At 70.0% G+C, this 22,914-nt stretch carries 20 protein-coding genes and 1 pseudogene; 4 read left to right on the top strand and 17 right to left on the bottom strand.

Annotated elements, in window-relative coordinates; genetic code table 11:
- Positions 1-261: 261 nt before the first annotated feature.
- Together ACFVR6_RS01310 and ACFVR6_RS01305 are read right to left on the bottom strand one after the other, a co-directional pair.
- Entirely contained in the window at positions 262-675 is a 414-nt protein-coding gene (locus ACFVR6_RS01310) for an acyl-CoA thioesterase (protein WP_386958066.1), read from the bottom strand.
- A 14-nt stretch (positions 676-689) separates the two neighbouring features.
- Positions 690-1,331: a QsdR family transcriptional regulator gene (locus tag ACFVR6_RS01305; RefSeq protein ID WP_386958064.1), complete on the bottom strand. Its 642-nt coding sequence runs from the start codon at positions 1,329-1,331 to the stop codon at positions 690-692.
- A 93-nt stretch (positions 1,332-1,424) separates the two neighbouring features.
- Between ACFVR6_RS01305 and ACFVR6_RS01300 the strand changes: the two genes are divergently transcribed.
- A complete protein-coding gene (locus ACFVR6_RS01300; protein ID WP_386958062.1) occupies positions 1,425-2,663 on the top strand; it encodes an acyl-CoA dehydrogenase family protein in 1,239 nt (412 codons plus the stop codon).
- On the top strand, positions 2,660-3,874 hold the full coding sequence (locus tag ACFVR6_RS01295) for an acetyl-CoA C-acetyltransferase (RefSeq protein ID WP_386958060.1): 1,215 nt from the start codon (positions 2,660-2,662) through the stop codon (positions 3,872-3,874). Before ACFVR6_RS01300 ends, ACFVR6_RS01295 begins: the two co-directional genes overlap by 4 nt.
- A 97-nt stretch (positions 3,875-3,971) precedes the next feature.
- On the opposite strand, the gene ACFVR6_RS01290 is transcribed toward ACFVR6_RS01295, so the two are convergent.
- From ACFVR6_RS01290 to ACFVR6_RS01280, 3 genes are all read right to left on the bottom strand, one after another.
- Positions 3,972-4,469, bottom strand: coding sequence for a MaoC family dehydratase (locus ACFVR6_RS01290; protein WP_386958058.1), 498 nt, complete (start codon positions 4,467-4,469; stop codon positions 3,972-3,974).
- The gene (fabG, locus tag ACFVR6_RS01285; RefSeq protein WP_386958056.1) at positions 4,466-5,215 is read right to left on the bottom strand and encodes a 3-oxoacyl-ACP reductase FabG; all 750 of its coding nucleotides are present in this window, start codon (positions 5,213-5,215) and stop codon (positions 4,466-4,468) included. Before fabG ends, ACFVR6_RS01290 begins: the two co-directional genes overlap by 4 nt.
- A gap of 66 nt (positions 5,216-5,281) precedes the next feature.
- Positions 5,282-6,391 carry an alcohol dehydrogenase catalytic domain-containing protein gene (locus tag ACFVR6_RS01280; protein ID WP_386958054.1) on the bottom strand — a complete coding sequence of 370 codons (1,110 nt, stop codon included), beginning with the start codon at positions 6,389-6,391 and terminating at the stop codon, positions 5,282-5,284.
- 331 nt (positions 6,392-6,722) lie between these two features.
- Here ACFVR6_RS01280 and ACFVR6_RS01275 point away from each other — a divergent pair, with 331 nt between their 5' ends.
- Together ACFVR6_RS01275 and ACFVR6_RS01270 are read left to right on the top strand one after the other, a co-directional pair.
- Positions 6,723-8,090, top strand: coding sequence for a hemolysin family protein (locus ACFVR6_RS01275; RefSeq protein WP_386958052.1), 1,368 nt, complete (start codon positions 6,723-6,725; stop codon positions 8,088-8,090).
- On the top strand, positions 8,083-9,135 hold the full coding sequence (locus ACFVR6_RS01270; protein WP_386958050.1) for a hemolysin family protein: 1,053 nt from the start codon (positions 8,083-8,085) through the stop codon (positions 9,133-9,135). The genes ACFVR6_RS01275 and ACFVR6_RS01270 overlap by 8 nt, the downstream gene beginning before the upstream one ends.
- A 196-nt stretch (positions 9,136-9,331) precedes the next feature.
- Here the strand turns inward: ACFVR6_RS01270 and ACFVR6_RS01265 are convergent, their stop codons facing one another.
- From ACFVR6_RS01265 to dnaK, 12 genes and pseudogenes are all read right to left on the bottom strand, one after another.
- Entirely contained in the window at positions 9,332-10,966 is a 1,635-nt protein-coding gene (locus ACFVR6_RS01265; RefSeq protein WP_386958048.1) for a fucose isomerase, read from the bottom strand.
- A gap of 155 nt (positions 10,967-11,121) precedes the next feature.
- Positions 11,122-11,988: a dihydrodipicolinate synthase family protein gene (locus ACFVR6_RS01260; protein ID WP_386958046.1), complete on the bottom strand. Its 867-nt coding sequence runs from the start codon at positions 11,986-11,988 to the stop codon at positions 11,122-11,124.
- An 81-nt stretch (positions 11,989-12,069) separates the two neighbouring features.
- Positions 12,070-12,885, bottom strand: coding sequence for an extracellular solute-binding protein (locus ACFVR6_RS01255; RefSeq protein WP_386958044.1), 816 nt, complete (start codon positions 12,883-12,885; stop codon positions 12,070-12,072).
- A 13-nt stretch (positions 12,886-12,898) separates the two neighbouring features.
- A pseudogene (locus tag ACFVR6_RS01250) lies at positions 12,899-13,333 on the bottom strand (ABC transporter substrate-binding protein); the annotation flags it as partial.
- A gap of 68 nt (positions 13,334-13,401) precedes the next feature.
- On the bottom strand, positions 13,402-16,086 hold the full coding sequence (locus tag ACFVR6_RS01245) for a family 78 glycoside hydrolase catalytic domain (RefSeq protein WP_386958042.1): 2,685 nt from the start codon (positions 16,084-16,086) through the stop codon (positions 13,402-13,404).
- Positions 16,083-16,904: a carbohydrate ABC transporter permease gene (locus ACFVR6_RS01240; protein ID WP_386958040.1), complete on the bottom strand. Its 822-nt coding sequence runs from the start codon at positions 16,902-16,904 to the stop codon at positions 16,083-16,085. The genes ACFVR6_RS01245 and ACFVR6_RS01240 overlap by 4 nt, the downstream gene beginning before the upstream one ends.
- The gene (locus ACFVR6_RS01235; protein WP_386958039.1) at positions 16,904-17,854 is read right to left on the bottom strand and encodes a carbohydrate ABC transporter permease; all 951 of its coding nucleotides are present in this window, start codon (positions 17,852-17,854) and stop codon (positions 16,904-16,906) included. The genes ACFVR6_RS01240 and ACFVR6_RS01235 overlap by 1 nt, the downstream gene beginning before the upstream one ends.
- Entirely contained in the window at positions 17,851-18,540 is a 690-nt protein-coding gene (locus tag ACFVR6_RS01230; protein WP_386958037.1) for a GntR family transcriptional regulator, read from the bottom strand. The genes ACFVR6_RS01235 and ACFVR6_RS01230 overlap by 4 nt, the downstream gene beginning before the upstream one ends.
- Before the next feature lie 150 nt (positions 18,541-18,690).
- Positions 18,691-19,128 (bottom strand): heat shock protein transcriptional repressor HspR, encoded by a 438-nt coding sequence (locus tag ACFVR6_RS01225; protein WP_386958035.1) that lies wholly within the window; start codon positions 19,126-19,128, stop codon positions 18,691-18,693.
- Between the two features lie 103 nt (positions 19,129-19,231).
- On the bottom strand, positions 19,232-20,227 hold the full coding sequence (locus ACFVR6_RS01220; RefSeq protein WP_386958033.1) for a DnaJ C-terminal domain-containing protein: 996 nt from the start codon (positions 20,225-20,227) through the stop codon (positions 19,232-19,234).
- Between the two features lie 13 nt (positions 20,228-20,240).
- Positions 20,241-20,864: a nucleotide exchange factor GrpE gene (locus tag ACFVR6_RS01215; RefSeq protein ID WP_386958031.1), complete on the bottom strand. Its 624-nt coding sequence runs from the start codon at positions 20,862-20,864 to the stop codon at positions 20,241-20,243.
- A gap of 11 nt (positions 20,865-20,875) precedes the next feature.
- Positions 20,876-22,744, bottom strand: coding sequence for a molecular chaperone DnaK (gene dnaK, locus ACFVR6_RS01210; protein WP_386958029.1), 1,869 nt, complete (start codon positions 22,742-22,744; stop codon positions 20,876-20,878).
- Between the last annotated feature and the right edge of the window lie 170 nt (positions 22,745-22,914).

The raw sequence follows: 22,914 nt of genomic DNA, 5'->3' as shown, positions 1-22,914 counted from the left end.
GCGTATCGACACCAACCCCACCCACGGGGGTTCGGGGCGCGTATCGGGCGCCAACCCCCGTCTCACCCCGGTTCGGGGCGCGTATCGGGCGCCAACCCCCGTCTCACCCCGGTTCGGGGCGCGTACCGGGCAAGCACCCGCCCGCCCCGGTTCGGGGCGCGTATCGGGCACCAACTCCGGCCTCGCGGCGGTTCGGGGCGCGTATCGGGCACCGAACCCCGGAACGCCCGAAGGCTCCCGCACCCGACCCCGACCCGCGGCTCAGCCCCGCAGCTGAGCCTGTACCGCGGCGCGCACCTCGGACGGCACCGGCACGGGCCGGCGCGTCACGGCATCCACGAAGACGTGCACGAAGCGGCCGACCGCGACCGGCTCCTCCTCGCCCACGCGCAGGATCCCCAGCGCCCACGTGATGCTCGTGGTGCCCAGCCGTTCGACGCCGATGCCGACCTCGAGCGGCTCCGGGAACGACGCCGACGCCCGGTAGTCGCACGACGACGCGACGACGAGCGCGATGGCGGGGGATGCCGCGGGGTCAAGGCCCCCCTCGGCGATCATCCACGCGTTGACGGCGGTGTCCATCGCCTCGTAGTAGACGACGTTGTTGAGGTGGCCGTACTGGTCGTTGTCGCGCCAGCGGGTCGCGAACGAGTGGCGCACGCCGTAGTGCGGCATCGATCCTCCAGGGGTCAGTCCGCGCGCAGGAGCACGCGGAACGCGGCGCGGGCGCGCGCGGCGCTGGGCTGGTCGCCGGCGATGAGGTCGGCGTAGGTGAACGACTCCGAGACGCGCACCAGCAGGTAGGCGAGGTTGTGCACGTCGATGGCGCCGCCCAGCGGCCGCTCACCGAGCTCGGCTCGCACGAGCCACTCCGCCGTCGCGACGTAGCGCCGCTGGATCTCGCTCTCCTTCGTGGTGAGCAGCCGCAGCGCGCGAGCGGGCTCGCGGCGCAGGAAGTCGCGGAAGTACGGCGCCTGGTTGAGGTCGGCGACGAAGTGGGTCAGCAGTTCCGCGATGCGGTCGGGGCCGGTGCGACCGGCCGTGGCGCGCTCGGCCTGCACGAGGGTGGGCATGGCGAGCGACCACAGCACCTCGCTCAGCAGCGCGTCGCGATTGCCGACCCAGCGGAACAGCGACGTGCGGTCGACCCCGAGGGTCGACGCCAGCCCGCCCATGTCGATGCGGTGCCCCGCGATGAACAGCTCCCGGGCGAGGTCGAACGCGCGGCGGGAGTCGGGGTGGGATGCCAGGCGCTCCGAGAGCCACGAGGGCGCGGCATCCACCCCCACCGTCGCGATGGTGGCGGTGGCCTCGGGCGCGGGCACGGACATGCCGGAACTCTATCGCCGAAGGGCGGGGATGCAACATTCTCCAAAATGTTGCATGATGGGCGCCGTACCGGATCACCGACGATCGGAGGAGCGATGCCGCTCACCCTCACCACCCCCGGCGACCACAGGGGCGCCGCACCTGCGCCGCGCCTGGACGCCGACTTCTACGACCTGCAGGCCGCGCTCACCGACGGCGAGCGCGCGCAGCTGGGGCTCATCCGCGAGTTCCTGCAGCTCGAGGTCGCGCCGCGCGCGGACGAGTTCTGGGAACGCGCGGAGAGCCCCCGGCACCTGTTCCCCCGGTTCGCCGAGCTGGGCATGCTCGGCGCCGGCATCCCGGAGGTCGCCCAGTACGCCAACAGCGCCCTGTACCGGGGCTGGGTGGCGCTGGAGATCTCCCGAGTGGATGCCTCGACGGCGACGTTCCTGGGCGTGCACAGCGGTCTGGCCATGAACGCGATCTGGGTGGGCGGCTCCGACGAGCAGCGCGAGCGGTGGCTCGGTCCGATGGCGCGCGGCGAGATCGTCGGCGCGTTCGCGCTGACCGAGCCGCTGTCGGGATCCGACACGGCGCGCGGCCTTCGCACCACGGCGACCCGCCGCACCGCCGCCGACGGCACCGACGAGTGGGTGATCGACGGCGCCAAGCGCTGGATCGGCAGCGGGGCGTTCTCGGACATCACCGTGGTGTGGGCGCGGGACACCGCCGACGGCGAGATGAAGGGATTCATCGTGCCGACGTCCACTCCCGGGTACTCCGCCACCAAGATCGAGCGCAAGCAGTCGCTGCGCGCGGTGGAGAACGCCGACATCACGCTGACCGGAGTGGTCGTGCCGGAGTCGCTGCGGCTGCAGCGGATCCACTCGTTCACCGAGGTCGCGATCGTGCTGCGCCTCACGCGCGCCGAGGTGGCCTGGCAGGCGCTGGGCAACGGCATCGGCGCCTACGAGGCGGCGGTGCGATACGCCGGCGAGCGCGAGCAGTTCGGGAGGCCGATCGCGTCGTTCCAGCTCGTGCAGCACAAGCTCGCCACCGCGCTGTCGAACATCACCGCGTGCCTGGCCCTGTGCACCCGGGTGTCGCAGCTGCAGGACGAGGACGCGCAGACCGACGCGCAGTCGGCGATGGCGAAGGCCTTCGTCTCGGCGCGCATGCGGGAGACCGTGGCGCTGTGCCGCGAGGTGATGGGCGGCAACGGCATCACGCTGGACCACGGCGCGGCGCGGGCGTTCTGCGACGCGGAGGCGATCTACACATTCGAGGGGACGCACGACATGAACACGCTCATCGTGGGGCGCGAGATCACCGGCATCCAGGCGTTCGTCTCATGAGCGAGGCCTACATCGTCGCCACCGCCCGCTCCCCGATCGGACGCGCCCGCAAAGGGTCGCTCGCCGAGGTGCGCCCGGACGACCTCGTCGCGCAGATGGTGCAGGCCGCGCTCGCGCAGGTGCCTGCGCTCGATCCCGGTCGGATCGACGACCTGATGATCGGCACGGGGCAGCCCGCCGGGCGGCAGGGCATGAACATCGCGCGGATCGTGGCGGTGATGCTCGGCATGGATGCCGTGCCCGGCACGACCGTGAACCGGTACTGCTCCTCCTCGCTGCAGACGACGCGGATGGCGTTCCATGCGATCAAGGCCGGCGAGGGCGACGTGTTCGTCTCGGCCGGCGTCGAGTCGGTCTCGCAGTACGCGCACGGGTTCGCCGATCTTCCGGAGGCGGTGAATCCGGTGTTCGCGGATGCCGCGGCGCGGACGGCCGCGCGAGGGGATGCGGGCGCAGCCGCGTGGGTCGATCCGCGCACCGGCGGCGCGCTGCCGGATGCGTACATCGCGATGGGGCAGACCGCCGAGAACGTGGCGCAGCTGCACGGTGTGACCCGCGAGGAGCAGGACGCCTACGCGGCGCGGTCGCAGCAGCGGGCGGAGTCCGCGATCGCGTCGGGGTTCTGGGCGCGGGACATCACGCCGGTGACGCTCGCGGACGGGACGGTGGTGGATGCCGACGACGGGCCGCGCGCCGGAGTGACCGCCGCGGGTCTTGCCGAACTCGACCCGGTCTTCCGGCCCGACGGGACGGTGACGGCGGGCAACTGCTGTCCGCTCAACGACGGGGCGGCGGCCGTGGTGATCGTGTCGGAGCGGGTGGTGGACGCCCTCGGGTTGCAGCCGCTCGCGCGCATCGTGTCGACGGGGGTGAGCGGGCTGTCGCCGGAGATCATGGGGCTCGGCCCGGTGGAAGCGTCGCGACAGGCGCTGGCGCGAGCGGGTCTCGGGATCGACGACATGGATCTGGTCGAGATCAACGAGGCGTTCGCCTCGCAGGTGATCCCCTCGGCCCGCGAGCTCGGGATCGACGACTCGCGACTGAACGTGCACGGCGGGGCGATCGCGGTCGGGCATCCGTTCGGCATGACGGGCGCCCGCATCACGTCGACGCTGATCAACGGCCTCGCCGCGACCGGCGGTCGCTACGGCCTGGAGACGATGTGCGTCGGTGGCGGCCAAGGCATGGCGCTCGTCCTGGCCCGCGAGTGAGCATTCGTCGCCGCGAGTGAGCATTCGAGCTGCCGAGTGAGCATTCGACGCGCCGAGTGAGCATTCGAGCCCGGTGCTCAGCGGGCGAAGCGAATGCTCACTCGGCGGCGGCAGTACTCACTCGGCGATGCGAATACTCACTCGGCGGCGGGACGAACAGAGCCAGCGTCTCGGCGATCAGTGCGGGCTTCGGGGCGTCGGCGATCTCCACGGTCGTGCGCATGCCCACCCGCACCCCCTGCGGCGTCTCGTCCGCGGACACGACCTCCGTCACCGCCCGCACGCGCGCCCCGGCGCGCACCGGCTGCAGGAAGCGCACCTTGTCGAGGCCGTAGTTCACCGCCATCGCCACCCCGCCGACCTGCAGCAGCCCCTCGGTCAGCCGCGGCAGCAGGGAGAGCGTCAGATACCCGTGCGCGATCGTCCCCCCGAAGGGGCTGGATGCCGCGCGCTCGGCATCCAGGTGTATCCACTGCCGGTCCTCGGTCGCCTCGGCGAACGCCGCGATCCGCTCCTGCGTGATCTCGAACCACTCCCCCGTGGCCGTCGCCCCGACGACCCCGGCCAGCTCCGCCGGCGAATCCACCGCGATCATGCGCGCGGCCCGCCCGCCACGTACAGCACCTGGCCCGAGATGAACCCGGCATCCTCGCCCACGAAGAACGCCACCGCCGTCGCGACATCCTCCGGCGTCCCCCCGCGCCCCACCGGGATCTCCTTCGCCATCGCCGCGACGAAGTCCTCGAACGGCACCCCCATCCGCTCCGCCGTCGCCCGCGTCATGTCGGTCTGAATGAACCCCGGCGCCACGGCGTTCGCCGTCACCCCGTAGCGGCCGAGCTCGATCGCGAGCGTCTTGGTGAACCCCTGCATTCCGGCTTTGGCGGCGGCGTAGTTCGCCTGCCCGCGATTGCCGAGCGCCGAGGTCGACGACAGGTTCACGATGCGCCCCCACCCGGCATCCACCATGTGCGCCTGCACGGCCTTGGTCATCAGGAACGCCCCGCGCAGATGCACCGTGAGCACAGCGTCCCAATCGTCCTCACTCATCTTGAACAGCAGGTTGTCGCGGATGATCCCGGCATTGTTGACCAGGATCGTCGGCGCACCGAGGTCGGCGGTGATGGTCGCGACGGCGGATGCCACGGCGGCGGCGTCGGAGACGTCGGCACCGACGGCGCGCGCGGTCCCGCCTTCCGCTTCGATGGCGGCGACGGTGTCGGCGCAGGCGGCCGCGTCGAGGTCGAGCACGGCCACGGCGTGGCCGGCGGCGGCGAGGCGGCGGGCGGTGGCGGCGCCGATGCCGCGGGCGGCACCGGTGACGATAGCGGTTCGGGTCATGCGAAGTCCTTTCGAGAGTGCAACGGGCAGTGCGGTCGGAACGAGACGTGCGGGTACGGCAGGCGGTCAGAAGACGATGAGCTGGCGCAGCTCGCCGCCGGCGGCGAGGCGATCCATCGCGACATCGATGTCGTCCAGGCGGATGCGAGAGGTCACGAGCCGCTCCAGCGGCAGCCGCCCCGCCCGCCAGAGATCGATGTAGCGCGGGATGTCGCGCGCCGGCACCGCGGAGCCCAGGTAGCTGCCGATGATCGTGCGCGCCTCGGCCGTGAGCTGCAACGGCGAGACCTCCGCGCGCGCCGCCGGCCCGGGAAGACCCACCGTCACGGTCGTGCCGCCGGGGGCGGTGAGCGCGAGCGCCGTCTCGAAGGCGCGGGCGGAACCTGCCGCCTCGACGACGGCGGGCACGCGGATGCCGCGCGCCACGGCATCCGCCGGTGAGAGGGCGTCGTGCGCGCCGAGTTCGCGCGCGATCCGCAGCTTCGCGGGTACCGCGTCGACGCCGATCACCTCGAGCCCGAGGGCGACGGCGACCAGCAGCGCGGCCATGCCGACGCCGCCGAGGCCCACGATGGCGATCGCCGATCCGGGTGCCGGGCGCGCGGCGTTGAGCACGGCGCCGCCGCCGGTGAGCACGGCGCATCCGAGCAGCGCCGCGATCTCGCCGGGCACGTCCGGGGGCACCGGCACGACGGAGGTGCGGCTGACGACGGCGTGCGTGGCGAACCCGCTCACCCCGAGATGGTGGAACACCGGCTCGCCGGCATCCGACCCTCGCCGCAATCGAGTCCCGCCGCCCACGAGCGTGCCGGCGGTGTTCGCGGCGGTGCCGACCTCGCACGGCAGCCGCCCATCGGTCGCGCAGCCGGCACATGCCCCGCATCGCGGCAGGAAGGTCATGACCACCCGTGCCCCCGGCCGCAGATCGCCGACGCCGGGGCCGACCTCCTCGACGATTCCGGCGGCTTCGTGTCCGAGCAGCATCGGCACCGGGCGGCGGCGGTTGCCGTCGACGACGCTGAGGTCGGAGTGACAGACTCCGGCGGCCTCGATGCGCACGAGCAGTTCCCCGGCGGCCGGGCCTTCGAGCGAGAGGGGGCCGACCGTGAAGGGGCGGGATGCCGCGAACGGCGGCTCTGCGCCCGAGACCTCGAGCACGGCTCCGGTGATCTGCATCCGAACCTCCTCGTCCGTTCTGCACCGCGTCCCGACAGCATACCGACTGCGCGGTATGTTCGCATCGCGGGTGCTTACTCGGCGCGACGAATGCTCACTCGGCGGCACGAATGCTCACTCGGCGGCATGAGTGCTCACTCGGCGGGACGAATGCTCACTCGGCGGCATCCCGCGCGCTCGCGGCACGGAAGGCTCGGGCGATTTCCCAGCTTGCGGAAAGAGGGGATCCCTAGCCTGAGGGGATCATGGATGACCCCCCGGCTCATAGTCCCGCGCCCTCTGACTGCCCAGCCACCATCGCGGCACGTTCAACGGTCAGGGGGTGTGACACATGAACGAGTGGATGATGCTCGGCATCGGGCTGATCCTGACGATCGGCACCGGCCTGTTCGTCGCCAGTGAATTCGCCCTGGTGAACCTCGACCGGCACGAGCTGGAAGCCCGGCGCGCCCGTGGCGAGCGCGGCCTCGACGGAACCATCAAGGCACTGAAGGTCACCTCGACCCACCTCTCCAGCGCGCAGCTCGGCATCACGCTGACGACGCTGCTCACGGGCTACACGTTCGAGCCGGCCATCAGCAGCCTGCTGCGTGAGCCGTTGCTGGGTCTCGGCCTTCCCGAAGGCGCCGTCTCGCCCATCGGCACGGTCGTCGGCATCGTGCTGGCGACGCTCTTCTCGATGATCATCGGCGAGCTCGTGCCGAAGAACTTCGCCCTGGCCGTGCCGCTGGCCACCGCGAAGCTCGTCACCCCGTTCCAGCGTGCCTTCACGGCGGTGTTCAAGCCGCTGATCCTGCTGTTCAACAACACCGCGAACGCGATCATCCGGGCGATGGGCATCGAGCCCAAGGAGGAGCTCTCGGGTGCGCGCAGTGCCGACGAACTGTCGTACCTGATCCGGCACTCGGCTCTGGCGGGCTTGCTCGACAAATCCGACGCTCAGCTGCTGCGTCGCACGCTGCGCTTCGCGGAGCACGATGCCTCCGAGGTCATGACCCCGCGCGTGCGGATGGTCAGCGTCGACGTGGCCGACACGGCCGCCGCGATCATCGCGCAGTCGCGGGCCACGGGCTTCTCCCGCTTCCCCGTCATCGACGGCACCCCCGACCGCGTCGTGGGTGTCGTGCACGTCAAGCACGCGTTCGCGGTCCCGCTCGAGGACCGTCAGCGCCTGCGCGCCGACGACCTCATGAGCGAGGTGCGCACCGTGCCCGAGGGCATGGGCGCCGACCACCTGCTCACGGTGCTGCGCACCGAGGGTCTGCAGATCGCGGTCGTCGGCGACGAGTACGGCGGTACCGCCGGCATCGTGACGCTCGAGGACCTGGTCGAGGAGATCGTCGGCGAGCTGGAAGACGAGCACGACCGCACCCGCACCGGCATCCTTCGGTCGGGCCGCTCGGTCACCTTCGATGCCAGCTGGCGCCCCGATGAGGTCCTGGACCGCACCGGCATCGAGATCCCCGAGGACGGCGACTACGAGACCGCCGGCGGCTACGTCACCGATTCCCTCGAGCGCCTGCCAGAACTCGGCGACGAAGTCCGTGTCGCCGACGGCACGCTGCGCGTCGAGCGCATCGACGGACACCGCATCGTGCGCCTCCGCTACACCCCCGACGATCCGGAGCATGACCCCAGCCTGATGTCCAGCCACGACCGAACCATCGAGACTCTCGTGAAGGGGGCCGGCCATGAGTGATGACGTCTGGGGCATCGTCTGGCTGTTCGTTCTGCTCATCGCCAACGCGTTCTTCGTGGGGGCCGAGTTCGCCGTCATCTCGGCCCGCCGCTCGCAGATCGAGCCGCTCGCGGCGCGGGGCAGCAAGGCCGCGAAGACCACCCTGTGGGCGATGGAGCACGCGACCCTCATGCTGGCCACCAGCCAGCTCGGCATCACGGTGTGCTCGCTGCTGATCCTGAATGTCTCGGAGCCGGCCATCCACCACCTGCTGGAGATTCCGCTGGGCCTCACCGGGCTCTCGCCGGAGGTCATCAGCATCGTGGCCTTCTCCACCGCGCTGGCGCTGGTGACGTTCCTGCACGTGGTGTTCGGCGAGATGATCCCGAAGAACCTCGCCTTCTCGATCCCCGACCGCGCAGCACTCATCCTGGCCCCCGCCCTGGTGGCCGTGGCCAAGGTGCTCAAGCCGGTCATCTGGACGCTCAACGCCGCCGCCAACGGCGTGCTGCGGCTGTTCCGGGTGCAGCCGAAGGATGAGGCGACCAGCACCTACACGCTCGACGAGGTGGCCAACATCGTCGAGCAGTCGCGCCGCGAGGGCACCCTCGTCGATGCGTCCGGCACGCTGGCCGGTGCGTTCGAGTTCACCGAGCGCACCGTGGCCGACGTCGATGTGCCGCTGGGCGAGATGGTGCTGCTGCCCGAGGCCGCGACCCCCGCCGACGTGCAGCGAGCCGTCGCCGAGCACGGGTTCTCGCGCTACGTGCTGGCGGGGGCGGACGGCGAGCCGGTGGCCTACGTCCATATGAAGGACGTGATGGACCTCGACAGTCCCGAGCAGTTCGCCGCGCCCATCCCCGAGAAGCGCCTGCGCCGCCTGGCGACGGTCTCTCAGACCACCGAGCTCGAAGAGGCGATGGCGCAGTTGCGTCGTCGCGGCGCCCACGTCGCGCGCAGTCTCGACCGGGACGGCAACACCGTGGGCCTGCTCTACCTCGAAGACGTGCTCGAAGTGCTCGTCGGCGAAATCGAGGATGCCACGGCCACCGTGGACGCAGCCTGATCACCGCGCCGCCCGGCCCCTCCCGATGCTTCGGCGTCGCGGACCGGCCGGGCGGCGCGTATGCGACCCGCGCGCCGACTACGACGCGTTCATCGCGGCCCGCGCGTAGGCGCTGCGTTCACGGCAACGCCCCGGCGCGACACCCCCGGACGACGCCGGGCGCGACGGGCCGCTCCCGGCGCGCCCGGCCTCGGGCTCAGAGCGCGACGCGCCCCGTCAGGTGCACCGCGATGCCCATGCGCTCGAACATCGCGGCCTTGGCGACGAGCGCCTTGTCGGCGGTCTCGGCGTCGGGCGCGTAGACCAGCTGCGCGTGGTTCGCCTTGTGGCGGGCCATGAACTGATCGCGGCTGATGTCGTGCAGCACGACGTGCGCGATCGGCCACTCCGGGTTGGTGGCGTCCTTGCGACGCTGGGTCTCCTCAGCGGGCAGCTCCACGACCGACCCGCGGAACAGGTCGACATGCAGCCCCCCGTCGGCGATGTACACGCGCGAGAGGACGACCTCGCCCGGCTTGCTCACGCCGTTGATGGTCGCCCCACCGGCGGGGAAGAACACGTGCCCCTGACGCCAGCCCTCCGCCTGGTCCCAGCCCCCGAGGTGCGAGGCGGGCACGGAGCCGGAGATCTCGTACACCCAGACGAACTGTCCGTCGTACTCCTCGCCCCACCGCACGTCGTGCAGCGTGTTGTCGGGGACGAGTCCCATCGCCCGCCACACCCGGTCGGTCACGAGTGCGTCGACGGCGACCCCCTCGTCGGCCTCGTTGAAGTGCGGGAAGGCGCGCCCGGCGAAAAGCTCGCACTTCCCGTCGCGGGAGAGCACCGGGGGACGCTCGGTGGAGTTGAGGATACCCTCGGCCAGGTCCGACGCCGGCACCAGGTCCTTCAGCCCCTGCTGGTACTGGATGCCGACGGCATCCAGCCCGAAGTCGTCGGCGATGCGCAGCGCCGCGATGTACATCTTCAGCTGCCACTGCACCTGGTCGCGGGTCAGCTCGGTGACGGCGTCGGCGCCGTAGCGGAACGTCATGCCCCGGCCGATGAGCCAGTCATACGCGGCATCCGCTTCGACCTCGGTGACCCGCAGCATCTCGGCGTACAGCGCCGACTGCGACAGGCGCTCCTTGTAGATGCCGGTGCGGTTGAGCAGCTCGTCGTCGAAGATGGCGTTGTACATGCCCATGCAGCCCTCGTCGAACACGCCGATGATGGCCTTGTCGGCCAGCAGCTCATCGCCGAGGGCACGGCCGAGCGCGACCTCGGGGGTGTCGGGGAGCGCCGGCAGGGGGCGCACGTGGGAGTCGTCGTGGCGGATGCGACCGGTCTCGGTCCACTCCTTCAGGCCGTCGCGGAACCACGCATCGGTGAAGTCGACCGACCAGATCGTGGCGTACTCCTTGCCCATCTTCGTCAGGCCCGCATTGAGGCCGAGGAGCCCGACCAGGCCCGGCCATTCACCGGCGAAGTTGGCCACCGTGAGGATGGGGCCCTCATGGGTGCGCAGCCCCGCCAGCACGTGGTGGGAGTACTGCCACACCGCCTCGGCGACGATCAGCGGCGCGTCGACGGGGATGCCGGCGAAGACCTCGAGCCCCATGCGCTGGCTGGAGATGAAGCCGTGACCGGTCTCGGCGTCGACCTCATGGGCGCGGATGACCGTCCACCCGAGGTCGCCCATCGCCGCCGTGACATCGGCTTCCATCCGAGCCTGCGTCGGCCATCCGCCGACGTTCGCCGCCTCCCGCAGGTCGCCGCTGGCGATGAGGTAGGCCGTGCGCGGGGGCGCCGTGGTGCGCTCGCGGGGGACGGGGACGGTGTAGGTGCTCATGATGACTCCCGTGTGTTCGTGGTGCGGACGGCGCCCGCAGGCGGTGCGGCTCTCGCCGACGGTGGAGGAAGGATGCCCCGCCGCCAGGGGGTGGCGGGCGGGGCGCCCTCCGGGGCCGGTCAGCCCCTGCGGCGCGCCACGCTGGGCGCCGCGGTTCAGTGGAATTGGGGCAGCGCGCGGGACAGCCGCGCCAGGACCTCGACGTCGGGCTCCGGGATGGGCATGCGGCGTCCACCGACCGGCCGGCCCGACAGGTGGTGCGCCGCCCGCATGCGTGCGGGCGATCCGTCCACGGCGGCGACCACCTCGTCGATGTCGCCCTGCAGTTCGGCGACGCGCGCGGTGTCACCGGAGAGCAGCGCCTCGCGCATGGCGACGAACGGACGGGCGAACGCGGAGGCGACGCCCGAGATGACGCCGTCCGCCCCGGCGACGCCGGCGCGCGCGAAGTCACCGTCGGAGCCGGTGTAGATGCGGAAGCCCTCGGGCATGCGGCTTCGGAACGTGGAGATGAGATCGAGCGATTCCCCACTCACCTTCACTCCGACGACACCGGGCAGGCCCGCCAGGCGCACCAGCAGCTCTTCGTCGACCGGGATGCCGGTGCGGGCCTCGAACATGTAGACGTAGACGTCCAGCCCCGCTGCTTCCGCGACGACCTCCTTGAAGAAGTCGTACACCTCGTCGGGCGGAGCGGGCAGGTAGTAGGGGGTGAGCACCGCGATCTCGGTGGCGCCCGCGGCCCGCGCACCCGCGATGAGCTGGGACACTTCGAACCGGCTGGCCGCACCGACGTGCACGATCACCCGGATGCCGGCCAGCACCTCGACCGAGAGTCGCGCGACGGCGTTGCGCTCTTCGATGGACAGGGCGGGGAACTCGGCGGTCGTCCCGAGGACCAGTGCCCCCTGCACGCCGGAGGCGGCGACGTACTCCAGGATCCGGCGGGAGCCGTCGAGGTCGAGGGCGCCGTGTTCGTCGAAGGCGAGCGGAACGGCGGTGATGATGTCGTGCGAGGACATGGGTGAGGGGTTCTTTCCGGGGAGAGGGAATGGGATCCCGGGCGCGCGAGTGGGGGGACATCGCGCGCCCGGGACGTCGGATCAGCCGGCGAAGGCCTCATCCATCGCGCCCAGCACGTCATCCACACCGGACTGGCCGGAGAACAACTGCTGCACGCCGATGAAGAGCGCAGACTGCGCCTTGGCGTTGGGCCAGCCCTGGTCGGGCATCGGAGCGGTGCGCCCCTCGGCGATGATGTCGGCCGCAGCCTGCATCACCGGGTCGAGCTCCACTTCGGCGTCGCTCATCGCGGGGATGCCGGGGGCTGCGGAGAACCAGACGCTCGTGGCCTCGGGGGTGGCGAGCCAGTCGACGAAGTCCAGCGCGTTGATCTCGTTGACGGCATCCGCGTTGACCGCGAAGCTCACACCGATGCCGCGCGGGATCGACGGGGTACCCGAGTCGTCGCCCGGCAGCGGGAAGAACCCGAACTCGGTGCCGGCGGGGGCCGTCGACATGATCTGCGGGTACGAGGCGAGCACCTGAACGACGCCGACCGCCTGGCCGGTGTTCAGCAGGTTGTACGACGCGGTGACGTCGGTGCCCAGCGGGTCCTTGTTGAAGCAGCCCGCTTCGTCCATCTCGAGGTACGACTCGAACGCATCGCCCCAGCCGGAGCCCGCGAAGGTCTCCGAGCCGTCCGCGAGGCCCGCGTCGAACTCGGGCGAGTCGGCGTAGACGGTGGATGCCACGAGGGCGTACGGGATCAGCTGGGTCACCCAGTCGCTCTGGATCCCGAGGGCGAAGGCGACCTTGCCCGCCGAGGCGACGTCGGCGCAGTAGCCCAGCAGGTCGGTGTAGGTCGTGGGGCACCTCGAGGCCGAGCTCCTCCAGCGTCGCGGTGTTGTAGATCGCACCGACGGCGTCGAGCTTCGAGGGCAGCCCGTAGGTCTTGCCGTCGATCTGCAGCGTCTCAGCCGTGCCGGCATCGACGGTGTCGACCCACGGACGGTCGGAGAGGTCGGCGAGGTAGCCCGCGCCCTGCAGCACCTGAATGGCACCGGGGTTGCCGCCGCCTGCCCAGACCGTGAACACGTCGGGTGCGGTTCCGCTGGACAGCTGCGTGCGGATGGTGGTCTGGAACTGCGAGGTGTCGGCGACGGTCAGGTTGACGTCGATGCCGGTCTTGGCCTCGTACTCGGCGACGACGGCTTCCATCGGGGCCTGGTTGTTCGAGGTGGTGGCGATGGTGAGGCTGTCCGTGGCCTCGGCAGGACCCGACGTCGGCTCCGACGACGAGCACGCCGACAGGCTCAGGCCCGCGACGGCGACACCGGCTACGACGGCGATGTGGCGCAATTTCATGGTGGATAGACTCCAATGCAGGAAGGGGGCGGGAGCCCCCGGGTTCAGGTAAAACGGGGTGTCGGGGGTCACCGGGCCGGGAACCGGAATTCATAGGTTCCGGGTTCCAGCCGCAGTCGGGTACTCCCGTCGTTCCGGTCCATCAGGGTGACGCCGTGCGAGTGCGTCGCGTTCTCGCCTCCTTCCGTGACCTCGGCTGCTGCGCAGGGAAGCGATGCGGTGGCGGGCGCCCCGGGTGGGACGGTCACGTTCCAGGCGATGTGGTCGCCGTCGCGACGCCAGCCGCTCTCGATGCGTCCGCGCGGGGATTCCAGCGCCCCGGCGGCGTGATCGAGGAAGGGATCGAAGCGCGGTGCGAGCACGATGTCGCGGTACCCCGCGGCATCGGCCGGCTGGGTGATGCCGAGGATCCCGGAGAGGAACCACTCCCCCACCGAGCCCAGCGAATAGTGGTTGAAGCTGTTCATGCGGGCGGACTGGAACCCGTTCTCGGGGGTCCAGCCGTCCCAGCGCTCCCAGATCGTCGTGGCGCCGTTGCGCACCGAGAACAGCCACGACGGATACCGGTCGTTGTGCAGCAGCCGGAACGCGAGATCCTCGCGGCCGATGTCGGCCAGCACCGGGCACAGCAGCCCCACCGTGACGAAACCGGCGGTCAGCGACACGTCGCGCCGCAGTACCGCCTCCACGAGCTTCTCGGCGACGCGGTCGCGCTCGGCCCCGTCTGCGCACAGTTCGAAGGCGAGCGTCAGCAGGTATCCGCCCTGCGTGTCCCCGGCGACGGTGCCGTCTGCGGCGATGAACGCCTCGCGGAACCGCGCACGGATGCGGTCGCGCAGCTGCTCGATCGCCACGGCATCGTCGTCGCGGCCCACGATCCGCAGGGTCGCGGCGGTGAGCTGGGCGCTGCGGGCGAAGTAGGCGGTGGCGAGGACGTCCTTGCGGGTCTCCTCGCCGATCTGCAGCCAGTCGCCGTAGTCGTTGCCGACCTGGGCGCGCCAGATGAGGTCGGGGTTGTGCCGTTCGATGTGGCGCACCCACGCGATCATCGAATCGGCGGCCTCGACGAGCACGGCGGTCTCACCCGTGGCCCGGTAGACCTGCCACGGCACGGTCACCCCGCCGTCGCCCCACGCCGGGGCGCCTTCGCGCAGGTGGATGAGGTGCGGGGCGATGTCGGGGAACGCGCCGTCGGCGTTCTGGGCGGTGCGCACGTCGCGCATCCACCGGCGCAGCAGCGGACCGAGGTCGGCGAGCGCCAGAGCGGTCGGCGCGAACACCTGCGCGTCGGCGAGCCAGCCCAGGCGCTCATCGCGCTGCGGGCAGTCGGTGGGGATCGAGACGAAGTTGCCGCGCAGACCCCACGAGATGTTCTGGAAGAGCCGGTCCAGTGCCGCGTCCGACGAGCGGAAGTCGCCGACGAACTCGACGTCGTTGTGCAGCACGACCGCCTCGATGTCGGATGCCGCGAGGTCGCCGGCGATGCCCTGCACCTCGGCGAAGCGGAAGCCGTGCAGCGTGAAGCGGGGTTCGAACGCCTGCTCGGCGTCGCCGTTGGTCCAGAACACGTCCACGGGTTCGGCGGTGCGCAGGTTCGCGGTGTACAGCTCGCCGTCGTCGAGCACCTCGGCGTGGTTCAGCTGCACCCGCCGGTCGGCCGGCTGTCCGCGCAGGGTCAGCCGCACCCGGCCGACGAGGTTCTGCCCGAAGTCGACGATGAACCGCCCGTCGCCGCGCGGGACGACCGATACGGCCGGCAGCCGCACGGTGGCGCGCACGCCCGGGTCGACCTCGGGGGTGAGCAGGCTCGTGTCCTCGCTGGTGACGACCGCACCCGACCAGTCGTCGACCGCGCGCTCGGGCAGGTGCCACTGCGGGTCGGCCCGGCGGGAGTCCTCGTACTGCCCCATGAGCATGTCGGCATAGAGGATGTCGCTGGCATCCTCCTTCCACTCGGCATCCGTGCCGATCACCGACCTGCCGCCTTCGGCACGGTCCATCATCAGCTGCACCAGCAGCGCCGGCTCCGTGCCGTAGTGCTGGGCGTGGTGCCGCCGGTCGGTGCCGATGAAGCCGACGTACCAGCCGTCGCCGAGCAGCGCCGCGATGGAGTTGCGACCGGGCCGCAGGTAGGCCGTGACGTCCCACGACTGGTAGGTGATGCGGTCACGGTAGTCGGTCCAGCCAGGGGCGAACTCATCGGTGCCGACCTTGTGACCGTTGACGTAGAGGCGGTAGACGCCCTTCGCCGAGGCGTGCACCTTGGCCGTGGCCGGGACGACGTCGAGGTCGAAGTGGCGGACGAACCGACGCACCGGCTGCAGCTTGTTGACGGTGTAGCTGATGTCGGTGTCCTGCGGCGGCAGCGCCGTGTGGCGGTAGACCGGGTTGCGTCCGATCCACGCGGCGGCCCACTCGTCGGCGTGCACGATGCCCGTGGCGAATGCGGCGGTGGCCGATGCCGTGACGCCCTCATCGTCTTCGACCTCGAGGGTCCACTCGTAGTCGGCGGAGGTCACCAGCGGCGCTCCCGCGTAGGCGACCCCGACGGTGAGGCTCTCGTGCACGCGACCCGAGTCCCACACCCGGGCCAGGGCGCCGTCCGGCATCCGTACGGCCACCGTCACGCGGTACGCGACCTGGCGCGCACCCCGGCGCGGCGAGCGCAGTCGCCAGGCGAAGACGGGAGCGGCGACGACACCCTGAGGATCGCGCTGCCCGTCCACGCGCAGCGCATAAGGTTCGAGGGTCATCCCTTCAAACCTCCGGCGAAGCCCTTGATGATCTGCTTCTGCATGAGGAAGTAGGCCAGCAGCACGGGCACCACGCTGATCACGAGACCGGCGAAGACGACGGGCCAGTTCGAGACGTACTGTCCGACGAACGCGTACAACGCGACGGTGACCGTCTGCTGCGGCGTGCCGCTGAGGTAGAGCAGCGGCACGAGGAAGTCGTTCCACACCGTGATGGCGTTGAGGATGACGACCGTGCCGGTGATGGGGCGCAGCAGCGGGAAGACGATGCTGAGGAAGGTGCGGAAGGTGCCGGCGCCGTCCAGCGCCGCCGCCTCTTCATAGTCACGTTCGAGCGTGCGCAGGAAGCCGGTGTAGAGGAACACCGAGAAAGGCACCTGGCTGCCGGTGTAGAAGAGGATCAGCGAGGCGAGCGAACCGAGCAGGCCGAGGTCGCGCATGGTCTGGTACAGCGGGATGAGCGCCACCTGGAAGGGGATCATCATCCCCACCAGCACGATCCAGAACATCGTCGTCGACAGGCGCGACATGACCCGGGCGAGCGGGTACGCCGCCATCGAGGAGATCGCCACGATCAGCACGACGCTGGTCACGGTCACCACCGCGCTGTTCCACAGCGCCGAGGCGAGGCCGGCCTGTTGCCAGGCCTCGATGAAGTTGTCGAAGGTGGGCTGACCCGACGGCAGCAGCGGCGACGAGGTGTCGTTGGCGGGCCGCAGCGACATGTTCACCAGGATGTAGACCGGGAACACGAACACCAGCGCGACGCCGAGCATCACGATCTCGCGGGCGAAGGTGCCCTTGGAATAGCGGGACATCAGTTGCTTTCCTTCCGCGCCATCCGCTGCTGCGTGATGGAGAAGAACGCCACCACGACGGCCAGCACGAGCGCCAGAGCGATGCCGTAACCGAACTCGTTGAACTGGAACGCCGACTTGTACAGCAGCGTCGACATCGTCTCGGTCGCCCCTCCGGGGCCCCCTGCGGTGAGGACGAACACCTCGGTGAACATCTTCAACCCGCCGATGATCGTGAGCATGATGTTGATCGCGGTGGCCGGCGCCAGCAGGGGCCACGTCACCGACCAGAACCGGCGCCACGCGCCGGCGCCGTCGACGGATGCCGCCTCGTTGATCTCCTGCGGGATGGACTGCAGACCCGCGATGTAGATGACCATCGAATAGCCGGCGTGCTGCCAGACGACCATCATGACCACCGACACGGCAGCCCAGGTCGGGTCGCCCAGCCAGCTGGGGGCCAGGTCGCCCAGGCCTACCCCGGCGAGGAGCGTGTTGACGGCGCCGTCGGGGGTCAGCAGGAACTTCCAGAGGTAGGCGACGACGACGGGCGTGATCACGACGGGGGCGAACAGCAGCACGCGCAGGAAGTTCTGCGACTTCAGGCCGCTGTTGACCCCGAGCGCGAGGAGCAGTCCGATGCCGTTCTGCAGCACGGTGATCGCGAGCGCGAAGATCAGCGTCATCTTCAGCGCCTCGAGCGAGCTCTGCGAGGTGAAGATGCGAACGAAGTTGTCGAAGCCCACGAAGTCGTAGCTCTGCGACAGGCCGTCCCAGTCCGTGAAGGCCAGGATGCCGCCACGGATCGACGGGACGATGACGGCGAAGCCGTAGAAGATCATGGCGGGGATCGCCAGCAGCAGCAGGGCCTTGGACTGCGCCACGCCGACGAAGCGGCGCCGCGGCGCCGGAGCGGGTTGCGGCGCTGCGGGCGCAGGAGCAGCCGGGGGCGCGGACTCGAGAACGGTCATCGGGGGTCTTCCCCTTCGGAGGCCGCGAGCAGTGCCCGCACGGCGTGGGTCATGCGGGCACGGGCGCCATCGAGGTGCTCACGCAGCTCCGCCTGCAGCGCTGCCTCGTCACCCTGTTCGACGAGGTCGAGGAGGTGGCCGTGGTCGAGCGCGGAGGGGTGCAGGTCGACGTCTTCTTCGACGGTCAGCTGGATGAGGCTTGCGAACACGGCCTCGTACGCCTCCCAGACGTCCTGCAGTCGGCGGTTGCCGCCCATCTGGTAGAGCAGCGCATGGAAGCGCATGTCGGCGTCGGCGAAGTCGTCGGCGGCGGCACGGTCGGCGCACGCGATCATCTCGGCGACGATCTGGCGGCCCGCGCGGATCTGCTCCGCGGTGGCCTGGGTGATCGCACGGGTGACCGCGACGACCTCGATCGAGGCGCGCAGCTCGTATAGGTCGTCGATGTCCTCCTGGGTGAGGCCCACCACGTAGTAACCGCGACGACGGGACTCCACGAGCCCCTGCGACTCCAATTGGCGCAGTGCGTCGCGCACCGGTCCCCGGCTGACGTCGTACTCGGCAGCGAGGGCATCCTCCACGAGGTGCGTTCCCGGCTGCAACTGGCGCCGGACGATGAGATCGCGCAGCACTGCCGCGAGCTGATCGCCGAGAGCCGGGGCTCGGGTCGGACGAATTGTGACCACCGCGTCACTCCTTTGATTACCGTTAACGAAAGTCAGTTAACCGTCGGAGGACGGGGGTGTCAAGAGGTCTGACCACGACGTGTCGGAAATCCACAAACGGCCCTTCGCTTTCGCGAGGGGCCGTTGTATGCCGGGATCCGCCGGGACGGTCTAGTCGTCTGATTCCTGCTGACGAGGACGCCACAGCACGATGTCGGTCGCGCGCGGGACGCGCTTGCCGTGGCGCAGTGTGATGACGCCGCCACTGGGTCCGGCGGCGAACACCCGCGCGCCCGGGCGGTTCTCGACCTCGGCGCGCACCCGGTTCTCCAGGTCGCGCACTTGATGGCGCAGCTCCCGCACGTGGTTCTCGAGCTCGATGATGCGCGCCACGGCCGGCAGGCTCACGCCCTCCGCCGACAGGCGCGCCACTTCGCGCAGCTGCGCCACATCGCGGGGCGAGTAGCGCCGGGAGCCGCCGCGCGTGCGGGCGGGCACCACGAGTCCGATGCGGTCGTACTGCCGAAGCGTCTGCGGGTGCATGCCCGCGAGGTCGGCGGCGACCGCGATCGCGAAGATCGGGGTGTCCTCGTCGATCTCGTCGCTCATGCGCTCACCTCTCCGTGTCGCGACGGTAGGCGATGTCGCGAGCGTAGGACGCAGCGCGTGGCATCCGTCCTACGCTCGCCACATCTCCTTCGCTCACGTCGGCTTACCCTCGAGCCTTCTGCATCAGGTCGGCGCGCGGGTTCTCCTTGGGCTCCAGCTCGTGGAAGCGCTCGAGCGCCTCCCTGGCCTCGCCCTCCAGATGGGCCGGCACCGCGATCTGCACCTCGGCGAGCAGGTCGCCGGTGCCCTTCGTGGTGGCGACGCCGCGCCCCTTGACCCGCAGCACACGTCCCGAGGGCGTCCCCGGAGCGACCCGCAGCTTCACCGGGTCACCGCCGAGGGTCGGCACCTCGATGGTCGCGCCCAGCACGGCCTCGGTGAAGGTGACGGGAACGGTGACGCGCAGGTTCAGCCCGTCCCGGGTGAACACCGGGTGCGGACGCACCGTCACCGACACCACGATGTCGCCGTTCTCGCCGCCGTCGGGCGACGGACGGCCGCGGCCGCGCAGCCGGATCTTCTGCCCGTCCTTGACGCCGGCCGGGATCTTGACCTTGAACGGCTTGCCGTCCTCCCCCTGCAGGGTGATGGTCTCGCCCTTGGTCGCCGTGAGGAAGTCGATCGTCGTGCGCGCCGTGACGTCGCCGCCCTTCGTGGGGCCGCCGAAGCCGCGGAATCCGCCCGAGGTCTGACCGAACCGGCCGGAGCCGAATCGGCCGCCCTGCTGGTTGAACATCGAGAAGATGTCGTCGAAGTCCTCGGCGGACTGATACCTCGCACCGCCGCCGCGACCTTGGCCGAACATGCTGAAGACGTCTTCGAACCCGCCGGCACCCTGGCCGCCCGCCGTGAAGCGGGCGCCCGTGCCCATGGCGCGGATCTGGTCGTACTCGGCACGCTGTTCGGCGTCGCTCAGCACGGCATACGCCTCGCTGATCTCCTTGAACTTGGCCTCCGCCGCGGCATCACCCTGATTGGAATCGGGGTGGTACTTGCGCGCGAGCTTGCGGTACGTCTTCTTCAGGTCGGCATCGCTGACGTCCTTGCTCACACCCAGGACGGCGTAGAAGTCCTTGTCGAACCAGTCTTGACTCGCCATCGATGCCTCCGTCCTACTCGACCGGAACCGCGACGACGACCTTCGCCGGCCGCAGCTCGACCGAGCCCAGCCGGTAGCCGATCTCGACGACCTCGAGGATCGTCGGCGCCGTGGTGCCGGGGGTCGGGGCCTGGAAGATCGCCTCGTGCTGCTGCGGGTCGAACGGCTCGCCGGCCTCGCCGTAGCGCTCGACGCCCAGACGGCTCACGATGCCGCGCAGCTTCTCGGCCATCGCCGCCAGCGGCGCCCCCTCGACGAGGTCGCCGTGTTTCTCGGCACGGTCGAAGTCGTCGAGCACGGGCAGCAGCGCCTTGGCGATCGACCCGCGTGCGCGTTCCATCTCCACCTCGCGCTGCTCCTCGGTGCGCCGACGGTAGTTGGCGTACTCGGCCTGCAGTCGCTTGAGGTCCACGAGAAGGTCGGAGTCCGCCTCCGCCACGCCGGCCCCGTCAGCGGCCGCCGCATCGTCGGACTGCGCAGCGGCGAGGATGTCCTCGATGGTCAGTTCGGGCTCACCGTCGGCACCCGCGGCGGATGCCGCGGCGTCTCCCTGCGAGTCGGGGCCGGAGGCCTGCGCCTCCGACCCCGAGTCACCGGGGACCTCGTCGATCGGTTCTTCGAAGTCCTTGTCGGTCATGTTTCGATTCTCTACTTCTTCTCGTCCTCGTCGTCGACGACCTCGGCGTCGATCACGTCCTCCTCGGGGTTCGGCACTTCGCCGTTGCCCGGGTCGGTCGCGGCGGGGTCAGGGTTCTGGCCCTGCGCCTGGCCGGCGGCGTAGATCGCCTCGCCGAGCTTGCCCTGCGACTGGTTCAGCTTGTCGAACGCCGTCTTCACGGCGTCGTCGTCCTCGCCGGCCAGCGCCGTCTTGACGGCGTCGACGTCGGCCTGCACCTCGGACTTGACCTCGGCGGGGAGCTTGTCGTCGTTGTCCTTGATGAGCTTCTCGATCGAGTACGCGAGGGTCTCGGCCTGGTTGCGGGTCTCGGCAGACTCGCGGCGCTTCTTGTCCTCGGCCGCGTGCTCCTCGGCCTCGCGCACCATGCGGTCGATGTCTTCCTTGGGAAGCGACGAGCCGCCCGTGATCGTCATCGACTGCTCCTTGCCGGTGCCCTTGTCCTTGGCGGACACGTGCACGATGCCGTTCGCGTCGATGTCGAAGGTGACCTCCACCTGCGGGATGCCGCGGGGGGCCGGGGCGATGCCGGTGAGCTCGAAGGTGCCCAGCGGCTTGTTGTCGCGGGTGAATTCGCGCTCGCCCTGGAAGACCTGGATCGCGACCGACGGCTGGTTGTCGTCGGCGGTCGTGAAGGTCTCGCTGCGCTTGGTGGGGATGGCCGTGTTGCGCTCGATGAGCTTGGTCATGATGCCACCCTTGGTCTCGATGCCGAGGCTCAGGGGGGTGACGTCGATCAGCAGCACATCCTTGCGCTCACCCTTGAGGACACCGGCCTGCAGGGCGGCGCCCACGGCGACGACCTCATCCGGGTTGACGCCCTTGTTCGCTTCCTTGCCGGTCTCCGCCTTGACGAGCTCGGAGACGGCGGGCATGCGGGTCGAGCCACCGACGAGCACGACGTGGTCGATGTCGCTGACCTTGATGCCGGCTTCGCGGATGACATCCTCGAACGGCTTCTTGGTGCGGTCGAGCAGGTCCTTGGTGAGGTCTTCGAACTTCGCGCGGGTGATGGTCTCCGACAGCGACACGGGGCCCGAGTCGGTCAGCGACAGGTAGGGCAGGTTGATGCTCGTGGAGCTGGAGCTGGAGAGCTCCTTCTTGGCCTGCTCGGCGGCTTCCTTCAGACGCTGCAGCGCGATCTTGTCGCCCGAGACGTCGACACCGGTGGTGTCCTTGAACTGCTTGATCAGGTAGTCGACCAGACGCTGGTCCCAGTCGTCGCCACCGAGGCGGTTGTCACCGGCGGTGGAGCGCACCTGGATCGTGGAGAAGTCGTCGTCCTTGCCCACTTCGAGCAGCGAGACGTCGAACGTGCCGCCGCCGAGGTCGAAGACGAGGATGAGCTCGTCCTCCTTGCCGCGGTCCAGGCCATAGGCCAGGGCGGCAGCGGTGGGCTCGTTGATGATGCGCAGCACGTTCAGGCCCGCGATCTCGCCGGCCTCCTTCGTGGCCTGACGCTCGGCGTCGTTGAAGTACGCGGGAACCGTGATGACGGCATCCGTCACCGCGTCGCCCAGGTACTGCTCGGCGTCGCGCTTGAGCTTCTGGAGGATGCGGGCGGAGATCTCCTGCGGCGTGTAGGCCTTGCCGTCGATCGCCTGGGTCTTCCAGTCGGTGCCCATGTGGCGCTTGACCGACGTGATGGTGCGGTCGACGTTGGTGACGGCCTGGCGCTTGGCGGTCTCACCGACGAGCACCTCACCGTCTTTGGTGAAGGCGACGACCGACGGGGTCGTGCGGAAGCCCTCCGCGTTCGCGATGACCTTCGGCTCGCCGCCCTCGAGGACGCTGACGACCGAGTTGGTCGTGCCGAGGTCGATTCCGACTGCACGTGCCATGTGATTCTCCTTCTGGGGTGACGTGGAAATCTGTGGGGTTGAGCCTGCACGGCTCAACATCGATACCAAAAGGAAATCACACAGCTCCGTGGTTGTCAAACAAGTTGATACGACTCTTGTCAAGTTTGCAGGCTCACGCCGACCCCGCGCATCCCTTGAGGATTCCTTGC

This window comes from Microbacterium sp. NPDC058021 (assembly GCF_042885955.1).
In the GTDB taxonomy this organism is placed as follows: Bacteria; Actinomycetota; Actinomycetes; order Actinomycetales; family Microbacteriaceae; genus Microbacterium.
This window is presented reverse-complemented; position numbering and strand designations above follow the sequence as displayed.